We start from the raw sequence: 9,973 nt of genomic DNA, 5'->3' as shown, positions 1-9,973 counted from the left end.
CCATTATCAAGGACGGGATTGCGCAAGATATCCGCGATCACATCCAGCCCCAGCGACACGTCATTTTCCAACACGCGCACGTAATAAGCCGTCACTTCACGCGAGGTATAGGCGTTGATATAGCCGCCCACATCCTCGATCGCTTCTGCGATTTGCAACGACGTGCGCTTGGCCGTGCCCTTGAACGCCATATGCTCAAGGAAATGCGCGATACCGTTTTGCGTGGCCGTCTCATGCCGCGCGCCCGCCGAAACCCAGACCCCGATAGATGCCGATGCAAGCCCCGGCATATGTTCGGTTACGATACGAAAGCCGTTGGACAGGCGGTGTTGTTGCAAGCTCACTGAGCGATGCCCCCTTTAATGATATCCTTGAGCGCCTCAAGGTCGTTCGGCACGCGGGTCACGCGTTCTTCGCGGTCGAACAGATCGGCCATGTGGTCAGGCAGCGGCGGGCGCTGGCCTGTGGCGGCTTCGACCGCGTCGGGGAACTTGGCCGGATGCGCGGTGGCCAGCGTGATCATCGGCGTCGCCGGATCACGCAAGGCCGCCCCCACGCGCACCCCGATGGCAGAATGCGGGCACAGAAGCTCATTTGTGTCGGCGTAGAAGGTCTTGATCGTCTCGCTGGTTTCCTCTTCGGACACGCGGCCGGATTTATAGGTGTTTTGCAGGTCGCGCAGGGCATTGTCGCCCACGTCGAACCCACCCTTCGCCAGATCGCCCATCAGCGCATTGATCGCATCGCTGTCTTGGCCATAGGCGAAATACAAGGCGCGTTCAAAGTTGGAGCTGACCTGAATATCCATCGATGGGCTGATAGAGGCATGAACCTCGCCCTTGTGGTAGCCGCCTGTGGTCAGGCAGCGGTGCAGGATGTCATTCTGGTTGGTCGCAACCACCAGATCGGCAATCGGCAGTCCCATTTCGCGCGCGATATAGCCCGCGAAGATGTCGCCGAAGTTGCCCGTGGGCACGGTAAAGCTGACCTTGCGGTCCAGCGCGCCCATAGCGAGCCCTGCGGTGAAGTAATAGACCACCTGCGCCAGCACGCGGCCCCAGTTGATGCTATTGACCCCTGCCAGTTGCACCCCGTCACGGAAAGCGTGGTCGTTGAACATGTCTTTCAGGCGGGCCTGACAGTCGTCGAAATCACCGTCCAGCGCCAGCGCGTGCACGTTGCTTTCCGATGGTGTGGTCATCTGTCGGCGCTGCACTTCGGACACGCGGCCGTGGGGGAAGAGGATGAAGACATCGACGTTATCCAGCCCGCGGAAGGCTTCGATCGCGGCCGATCCGGTATCGCCCGAGGTCGCACCGACGATGGTCACCCGTTCCCCCTTGCGCGACAGAACGGCCTGGAACATGTGGCCGATCAACTGCATGGCAAAATCTTTGAACGCCAGCGTAGGACCGTGGAACAGTTCAAGCAGGAAGTGCCCCTGTTCAAGCTGCACCAGCGGCGCGCGCACCTTGTGGTTGAAGCCCGCATAGGCCTTGGCGATCAGCGCCTTGAATTCATCTTCGCTGAATGTGTCGCCGACAAAGGGTTTCATCACACGAAAGGCGACATCCTCGTAGGACATCGTGGCCATCTCGCGCAGCTCATCGGTGCCAAGCGTCGGGATCGTTTCGGGCACATACAGGCCGCCGTCACGGGCGAGGCCGGTCAGCAGCGCCTCTTCGAACGACAAAACGGGGGCGGAACCACGGGTGGAGACATAACGCATAAGGGTCAGCTTTCGGTTTTGGGCGCGCGGCGGCGGCGCAAGAAGAACAGGCTCATCCCAAGCCAGATCGCGGCAAGAGAGAACCAAGTGACGGCATATTGCAAGTGGTCGTTGGGAATACGGGCGGTATCGACGGGCAACGGGCTGATCCCCGCTGCCGGAGGCGTGCTGATCCCCGCTGCCGGAGGCGTGCTGCTGCGCGCAACCAGAAGAACGGGGTCGGTGCCAAGCGTTTGCGCCATATCCGGCACATCGCGGGCGAACCAGATGTTGCCCTTCAGGTCGGCCTCGGGCGTGAAGCTATCGGTTTCGCGCGGCCATTGCAGATTGCCCGTCACCGTCGCGGGGCCCAAAGCGCGGGGGGCGTCCTTGTCCGTCGTCAGGACAAAGCCGCGGTCGACCATGATGCGGCGGCCATCCTCTAGCGCGAAAGGCGCGATAACGCGGTAGCCTGCGCCGACGTCTTTCTGGGACACAAGCACATGCACCTCGCCTGCGTCGAAGGAGCCGGTCACCGCGACGGGCAAATAGGCGTCATCCTCGGCGTTGACGGTAGGGGGCAGGTCGACGGGGGCGGCGGCGATGCGGGTGTTGATGTCGGCGATGATCGCCTCTTTCCACGCCAGCCGCTGGATCTGCCAAACGCCCAGCCAGATCAGGATAGCAGCCCCGCCAAGGCCGACAATCAGCAGGAATAGCGTACGACGCATAAAGCTCTCTTGAGGTTGGCACCCGTGGACGGGTGGCGGCAATGCAAAGGCGCGCAAGGTCCCCCTCGCGCGCCTGTTGCTTTTAGTGATTGCGGCCCGGTTTGCAAGCCGACTGCGGGCTTAGATGCCCCACATGTAGACGGCGAAGAAGAGGAACAGCCAGACCACATCAACAAAGTGCCAGTACCAGGCAGCCGCTTCGAAGCCTACGTGCTGCTCTTGGGTAAAGTGGCCTTTCATCGCGCGGAACAGGCAGACCGCAAGGAAGATCGTGCCGATCACAACGTGGAAACCGTGGAAGCCTGTCGCCATGAAGAAGCTGGAGAAGAACAGGTCGCCGCCGAAGGTCCAGTCGTCATGGGCCAGCAGTTCATAATATTCATAGGCCTGGAACGCGGTGAACAGCATGCCCAGAACAATCGCGATGGACAGGCCGGCGATCAGGTCTTTGCGGTTGTTTTCATGTACCAGCGCATGGTGTGCCCATGTGACAGCGCAGCCCGACAGCAGCAGGATCAGCGTGTTGATCAGCGGCAGGTGGAAGGCGTCAACGGGAATGATATCCGGCTGCACATATGTGGAGCCCGGGAATTCATCCATCGGGTACAGCGCTTCTTTGAAGAAGGTCCAGAACCACGCCACAAAGAACATCACTTCGGACATGATGAACAGGATGAAGCCATAGCGCAGACCGATGCGCACGACGTTGGTGTGATCGCCGACATGGCTTTCAGCAACAACCTCGGACCACCATCCGAACATGCAGTACAGAACGGCAACCAGACCACCCAAGAAGACGAAGGGGGTTACATCGTGCATCCAGAAGACACCACCAACCAGCATGACACAGCCGGCGATGGAGCTGAGCAATGGCCATGTGGACGGCGGCAGAATGTGATAGTCATGGTTCTTTTCATGGGCCATTGGTTCAGTCCCTCACCTTTTTCTTAATTCAGGTTTGTCTCGCTGTCCTGATCGGGGGCTTCATAGTCCTCGGGCAGGTCAATTTCATAGAACGTATAAGACAGTGTGATCGTATGTACATACTTGCCATCACGGTCTTCGACGATTTCGGGGTCAACAAAGAAGCTGACGGGCATTTGAACACGCTCACCGGGGGCGAGCACCTGTTCAGTAAAGCAGAAACATTCGATCTTTTCAAAGAAGGCCCCGGCGGCATAGGGCGTCACGTTGTAGGACGCCTGCCCCGCGACGGGGTGATCGGTTGGGTTATAGGCCTCGTAGAACGCCAGCCCTGTCTCGCCGATGCGCAGTTCCATCTCGTTGACGACGGGCTTGAATTCCCACGGCATGTCTTCGTTCAAGCTGCCGTCGAAACGCACCTTGATCGTCTGATCCAGCACCTCGCCCTCGGCCCCCGCGACCTGTCCCGGCGTCCCGCCAAAGCCGGTGACGCGGCAGAACCAATCGTAGAACGGCACCGATGCCCAAGCCAGCCCCCCCATCAGGATGACGACAGAGACGGTTTGCACCACAGTCTTCGCGGGTCCGGACAGGGCCATCAGTTGCTCTCCTGTGTTTGAAGCTCACCACCGGGCAGATCGTTGAAATCGATGTTGGTGATTTTGACAAAGGTCAGCGCCATGACCAGCACAACGAAGGCGGCCAGCAGCAGACCGACGCCAAGGTTGCGCCCGCGGCGGCGTGTGTGAATCTCGTGTTCAGCGCGAATGCCCATTACCAGCCTCCCAAGCCGTAGCCCCGCAGGGTGGCCTCAAGCAAAATGGCACCGAAGTGCAAGAAGAGATACCATAGCGACAGGCGGAAGAACTTGCGTTCAACGCGGAAATCATCGGCTTCGCTGTCGTCTTCATCACGTTGCCAGATGCGGAAGGCCCCGATCAGGAACAACAGGTTCAGCACGCCCGCGGTCGCCAGATAGATTGGCCCGCCGATCGAGGTGAAGCCGGTGCCGACCGCCAGAATGACCAGCAAAACAGTATAGGCCAGAATGTGACGCCGGGTAGAGCGGCGGCCGTGGGTCACGGTCAGCATCGGCACCTTCGCGTCGTCATAGTCATTGCGCATGAACAGCGCCAAGGCCCAGAAGTGCGGCGGGGTCCACATGAAAATCAGCGCGAACATCAGCCATGCCTCGACCGAAAAGCTGCCGGTGGCGATGATCCAGCCGATCACGGGCGGGAACGCCCCCGCAGCACCGCCGATGACGATGTTCTGCGGCGTCGCACGCTTAAGCCACATGGAATAGAAAACGGCGTAGAAGAGGATCGTGAACAGCAGCATACCCGCGGCCAGCAGGTTGGCCGCCAGCCCCAGCATGACGACAGACATGCCCGACAGCGCCACACCGATCGCCAGTGCTTCGCCCGGCTGGACGCGCCCCGACGGGATCGGGCGGCCTTGGGTCCGGCGCATGATCGCGTCGATGTCGGCGTCCCACCACATGTTCAGCGCCCCCGAGGCCCCTGCCCCGATGGCGACAAACAGGATCGAGGCAAAGCCGATCACGGGATGCACAGACTCGGGCGCGGCGAGCATGCCAACAAGTGCGGTAAATACCACCAACTGCATGACGCGCGGCTTCATCAGGGCGAAATAATCGCCGAACTGCGCCTCATACTCGCCCGCAGGTGTCGTGCTGGTATCTGTCATGCGATCTCTCATACAAAAGGAACCCGGGGCGCGCCTCGCGCACCCCGCATCAGCAATTGTGCCTTACTTGGACGCAACGGTCAGAGTCTGCGGGATGCCCGCATATTCTTCTTTCGCGTTGCCAAGCCACTGGGCATAGGCCTCTTCCGAGACGACTTTCACAGTGATCGGCATATAGGCGTGGGCGTTGCCGCACAGTTCGGAACACTGACCGAAGTACACGCCTTCTTTCTCGGCGGTGAACCATGTTTCCGCCAGGCGGCCGGGCACGGCGTCCTGTTTCACACCGAAGGCGGGCATCGCCCAGGAGTGGATCACGTCCGAACCGGTGACCTGAACAACGATGGTCTGACCGACAGGGATCACAACGGCGGTATCGGTCGCCAGCAGGAACTGCTGCTCGGTATAGCCGGCTGCTTCAAGCTGCGCGATCACTTCGGGTGTTTTGCGGTTTTCGCCGCCAACAGCCGGTGCACCGATCATGTAGCTGTCAAAGCCAAAGCCCTCGTCGACATATTCATAGGACCAGTACCACTGGTTGCCGGTCGCTTTGATGGTCAGGTCGGCCTGCGGGATTTCCTGCTGACGGAACAGGATCGGCAGCGAATAGGCCCCGATCAGCACCAGAATCACGATCGGTGCGACGGTCCAGAGGATTTCAACCGGCGTGTGGTGTGTGAAGGACGCGGCAACGGGGTTGCGCTTGCGGTTATAGCGGATCGCCACCCAAAGGACCAGACCGGTCACGAAGATGGTGATCAAGGTGATGATGATCAGGATCAGGTGGTCCAGATCGTGGATGTCTTGCGCGACGCGGGTCACGGCTGGCTGAAAGCCCATCTTGCCGTCTACCGGCTCACCAATGATTTCCAGCCCGTCGATGCGAAGGTTTTCCTGCGCCATTGCTGGCACGGCGGAAAAAGCGGCCATGAGACCCGAAAAAGAGAGAAGATGTTTCATATGTCGTCCTGATCTTGTGACCATTGATAAGCGAATCCCAGCAGCACCCCGCAATTGGAGGCAGCTGTCCCGTTGTAATCTGTACGCTTACAATCATATTCTAACTTCAAGATAAAGACTTCTGCTTGCGTCAAACGGACGCGAAGCGATTTTTATGACACGATTCAGGGAACATTTTTATGAGCCAGCCGCCTTTCAACCCCTTTGAGGCGCAGCTTGACCGTGACGCCGCGCTGTCCATCCTGCGCGACGCTGTGGCAGGTGCCGACGACGGGGAACTGTTTTTCGAACGTCGGCGGTCTGAAGGTTTGGTGTTTGACGACGGGCGGCTGAAAACGGCCAGCTACGATGCCTCCGAAGGCTTTGGCCTGCGGGCGGTGCGGGGCGATGTCTCTGGCTATGCCCACTCGACCGAGATCACCGAAGCCGCCCTGCGCCGCGCAAGCGAAACCGCGCGGCTGGCCGTGGGTGCGGGGGGCGGCACATGGGCGGATGCGCCAGCCGCGACCAATCAAAAGCTCTATACCGACGAAGACCCGATCGCGGGCGCGGCCTTTCCCGTCAAGGTCGACACCCTGCGCGAGATCGATGATTTCGCCCGCAGTCTTGATGCGCGTGTCGTGCAGGTTTCTGCCTCTATCTCTGCTTCTATCCAGGAGGTCGAGATTCTGCGCCCCGAGGGCACCTCTGTCCGCGATGTGCGCCCGATGACGCGGGTGAACGTGTCGGTGATCGTCGAACAGGATGGCCGCCGCGAAAGCGGGACCGCCGGTGGTGGCGGGCGTGTCGGGCTGGACGGGCTGCTGGACCCCGCCGACTGGCAGGCCAAAACCCGCGAGGCCCTGCGCATCGCCTGCGTCAACCTGCGTGCCGTGCCTGCGCCTGCGGGCGTCATGGATGTTGTGCTTGGCCCCGGCTGGCCCGGCATCCTGCTGCACGAGGCCATCGGTCACGGATTGGAAGGGGATTTCAACCGCAAGGGCTCAAGCGCGTTTGCCGGGCTCATGGGCCAACGCATCGCCGCCAAAGGCGTGACGGTGCTGGATGATGGCACCCTCCCCGACCGGCGCGGGTCTATCTCTGTTGATGACGAGGGCACGCCCTCGGCCAAGAATGTGCTGATCGAGGACGGTGTGCTGGTAGGCTATATGCAGGACCGGCAGAACGCCCGGCTGATGGGCGTGGCCCCAACCGGCAATGGCCGCCGCGAATCCTATGCCCACACCCCGATGCCGCGCATGACCAACACCTATATGCTGGGCGGCGACGTGGCCCCCGGTGATATCGTCGCGGACCTCAAGGACGGCATCTATGCGGTCGGTTTTGGCGGCGGGCAGGTGGATATCACCAACGGCAAGTTCGTTTTCTCCTGCACCGAAGCCTACCGTGTGCGCAATGGCGTGGTCGGCGACCCCGTCAAAGGGGCCACGCTGATCGGAGACGGGGCCACGGCGCTGCAACAGATCCGCGCCATCGGCAATGATCCCGCGCTGGATCCGGGCATGGGCAACTGCGGCAAGGCGGGCCAATGGGTGCCCGTGGGCGTTGGACAGCCCACATTGATGATCGGCGGCCTGACCGTCGGCGGTGCCGCTGCCGCCTAAGTGAAAACGGATTACCGGAATGCACTTAGGTGCTTCGGTGATCCGATACAGGATCGCGCACCGAAGAAGATTGATAGTTCGGATTAAACCTTCGCCGTTCACGTTTCGTTAAGCAGCTTTGCCTAAAGCTGGTGATGCAACGGACGGAGACGCGGGATGACTGACAGGAACAACACTCCTTCCTCTTCCCTCTTCCACGCCCCCCTTGGTCCCACCCACCCTGGAAGACGACAGCTTTGCGCGGCTTCGTCTGTTGCGCTCGCGCCGTGTCGGCGTTGTCACCTATTACCGTATGCTGCGCGAATACGGTACCGCGCGTGCCGCGCTTGAGGCGTTGCCGGACGTCGCCCGCGCCGCAGGTGTGAAAGACTATCGCATCTGCCCCGAGAATGTCGTGCACGCAGAGCTGCGCGCGGCAAAGGCCGCGAATGCGCGATTGATTGCCCATGATTGCGCAGCCTACCCCCCTCCTCTGGCAGAGCTTGACGACGCCCCCCCGTTTCTATGGGCAATCGGAGATATCGAGCTGCTGCACCGCCCCTTGGTGTCGATTGTGGGCGCGCGAAACGCCTCATCGCTCGGGACGCGCATGGCCCGCGCCTTGGCATCCGGCTTGGGGGAGGCGGGGTTTACGGTCGTCTCGGGATTGGCGCGGGGGATTGATGCCGCGGCACATCTGGCCACGCTCGACACCGGCACAATCGCGGTGCAAGCGGGGGGCGTCGATGTGATCTATCCGGTAGAGAATACGACGCTTGCCCAAGACATCGCGGCCCAAGGGCTGCGCATTTCGGAACAACCGATGGGGCTGCAACCGATGGCGCGGCATTTCCCCAGCCGCAACAGGATCATCGCAGGGCTAAGCCGCGCAACGGTCGTGGTCGAAGCGGCGGCGAAATCCGGCAGCCTGATTACCGCCCGTGACGCGCTGGATCAGGGGCGAGAGGTGCTTGCCGTGCCCGGCCACCCCTTCGATGCCCGTGCCGCGGGCTGCAACATGCTGATCCGTGACGGGGCGGCGCTGGTGCGCAATGCCGCAGATGTGATTGATCAACTGGGGCCGGCAAAGGCTGCCGCCACCAGCCCGCCCATTTCCCAAGCAGCCGCCCCCGCGCCCCAGCGCGACATTGCAGCGCTGCACACCGATATATTGTCACGCCTTGGCCCCAGCCCCGTTGCCGAAGACCAGCTGCTGCGCGATCTGGCGGTCGCACCGGGGATCGCCACACCTGTTCTGGTCGAGCTTGAGTTGAACGGGCATATCCTGCGCCATGCAGGCGGGCTGGTATCCCGCGCGGACTGAACGTGACGCGGCCGCAGATCGGGGGCCAGCCCCCGCTTTGGAGAACCTCCAAAGCGCCCCCGGGATTTAGACCATCTGGAAGCCGGAACCCCGGCCGGATTACACCGTGAAACACCCCCGAAAAGGCGCTTTATAGCCCGTGTATCAAAGGGGGCGCGCTGTTCTGCGGATTGACAAACTTCGCTTCACGCCACATGTCACAGCATAAGCCACGCGAATTAATTTGATCCAAGGTGCCGAATTTTATGCCAGTTGTCGTCGTCGAATCACCTGCCAAAGCTAAAACGATCAACTCGTATCTCGGCAGTGATTACACCGTGCTTGCGTCCTACGGCCACGTCCGCGATCTGCCGCCCAAAGACGGATCGGTCGACCCGGAAAACGGGTTCGACATGACTTGGGAAGTCGCCGCAGCAAGCAAGAAACACGTCAAAGCCATCGCTGATGCGCTGAAAGACGACAACGCATTGATCCTCGCGACTGACCCTGATCGCGAAGGCGAAGCAATCAGCTGGCACCTGCAAGAGGCGCTAACCAAACGCAAGTCGATCAAGAAGGACACGCCGGTCAGCCGTGTAGTGTTCAACCAGATCACCAAAAAGGCCGTGACCGAAGCAATGGCGAACCCACGTCAGGTCGATATGCCACTGGTCGAGGCCTATCTGGCCCGGCGCGCGCTGGATTATCTGGTGGGCTTTAACCTGTCGCCCGTCCTCTGGCGTAAATTGCCCGGCGCGAAATCGGCGGGGCGGGTACAGTCGGTCACCTTGCGGCTGATCGTCGAGCGCGAGATGGAGATCGAGGCCTTCCGCAACCGCGAATACTGGAGCGTCAAGGCGCTGGTCGCCACGCCGCGCGGGCAAGAGTTCGAGGCCCGTCTGGTGACGCTTGCCGGTAAGAAGCTGGACCGTTTTGATCTTGGCAATGAAACCCAGGCCGAGATGGCGGTACAGGCGATTACCAGCCGCGATCTGACGGTTACCAGCGTCGAGGCAAAACCCGCGAGCCGCAACCCCTCGGCCCCGTTCATGAC

General features: G+C 61.1%; 11 protein-coding genes. 3 read left to right on the top strand and 8 right to left on the bottom strand.

Translation table 11 applies throughout. The annotated features are described in order from the left end of the window. The 8 genes from B3849_RS03115 to coxB form a co-directional block, all read right to left on the bottom strand. Nucleotides 1-344, bottom strand: a 344-nt coding sequence (locus B3849_RS03115; RefSeq protein WP_286779806.1) for a M16 family metallopeptidase, incomplete at its 3' end; no start/stop codon positions are given. Next, nucleotides 341-1,729, bottom strand: a complete 1,389-nt coding sequence (gene thrC / locus B3849_RS03110; protein WP_278425798.1) for a threonine synthase — start codon at nucleotides 1,727-1,729, stop codon at nucleotides 341-343. The genes thrC and B3849_RS03115, both read right to left, overlap by 4 nt. Nucleotides 1,730-1,734: 5 nt before the next feature. Continuing rightward, nucleotides 1,735-2,439: an SURF1 family protein gene (locus tag B3849_RS03105; protein ID WP_286779805.1), complete on the bottom strand. Its 705-nt coding sequence runs from the start codon at nucleotides 2,437-2,439 to the stop codon at nucleotides 1,735-1,737. A 120-nt stretch (nucleotides 2,440-2,559) separates the two neighbouring features. Beyond that, a complete protein-coding gene (locus B3849_RS03100) occupies nucleotides 2,560-3,363 on the bottom strand; it encodes a cytochrome c oxidase subunit 3 (RefSeq protein WP_005851694.1) in 804 nt (267 codons plus the stop codon). 23 nt (nucleotides 3,364-3,386) lie between these two features. Continuing rightward, nucleotides 3,387-3,962, bottom strand: coding sequence for a cytochrome c oxidase assembly protein (locus B3849_RS03095; protein ID WP_005851692.1), 576 nt, complete (start codon nucleotides 3,960-3,962; stop codon nucleotides 3,387-3,389). Beyond that, complete coding sequence (locus B3849_RS03090) at nucleotides 3,962-4,138, bottom strand: hypothetical protein (RefSeq protein ID WP_005851690.1); 177 nt, start codon at nucleotides 4,136-4,138, stop codon at nucleotides 3,962-3,964. The genes B3849_RS03095 and B3849_RS03090 overlap by 1 nt, the downstream gene beginning before the upstream one ends. Next, nucleotides 4,138-5,073, bottom strand: a complete 936-nt coding sequence (gene cyoE / locus B3849_RS03085; RefSeq protein WP_005851689.1) for a heme o synthase — start codon at nucleotides 5,071-5,073, stop codon at nucleotides 4,138-4,140. The genes B3849_RS03090 and cyoE overlap by 1 nt, the downstream gene beginning before the upstream one ends. A gap of 63 nt (nucleotides 5,074-5,136) precedes the next feature. Continuing rightward, the gene (gene coxB, locus B3849_RS03080; RefSeq protein ID WP_278375965.1) at nucleotides 5,137-6,033 is read right to left on the bottom strand and encodes a cytochrome c oxidase subunit II; all 897 of its coding nucleotides are present in this window, start codon (nucleotides 6,031-6,033) and stop codon (nucleotides 5,137-5,139) included. Between the two features lie 179 nt (nucleotides 6,034-6,212). Here coxB and tldD point away from each other — a divergent pair, with 179 nt between their 5' ends. The 3 genes from tldD to B3849_RS03065 form a co-directional block, all read left to right on the top strand. Then, nucleotides 6,213-7,637 carry a metalloprotease TldD gene (tldD, locus tag B3849_RS03075; protein ID WP_005851686.1) on the top strand — a complete coding sequence of 475 codons (1,425 nt, stop codon included), beginning with the start codon at nucleotides 6,213-6,215 and terminating at the stop codon, nucleotides 7,635-7,637. Nucleotides 7,638-7,842: 205 nt separating this feature from the next. Beyond that, a complete protein-coding gene (dprA, locus tag B3849_RS03070) occupies nucleotides 7,843-8,940 on the top strand; it encodes a DNA-processing protein DprA (RefSeq protein WP_278425802.1) in 1,098 nt (365 codons plus the stop codon). Nucleotides 8,941-9,185: 245 nt separating this feature from the next. Further along, on the top strand, nucleotides 9,186-9,973 hold a 788-nt coding region (locus B3849_RS03065; protein ID WP_286779804.1), incomplete at its 3' end, for a DNA topoisomerase.

The sequence above is a fragment of the Sulfitobacter sp. UBA4523 genome, assembly GCF_002388305.1.
Classification (GTDB): domain Bacteria; phylum Pseudomonadota; class Alphaproteobacteria; order Rhodobacterales; family Rhodobacteraceae; genus Sulfitobacter; species Sulfitobacter pontiacus.
Note: the sequence above shows the minus strand (reverse complement) of the source record. Positions and strands in the feature narration are given on the sequence as shown.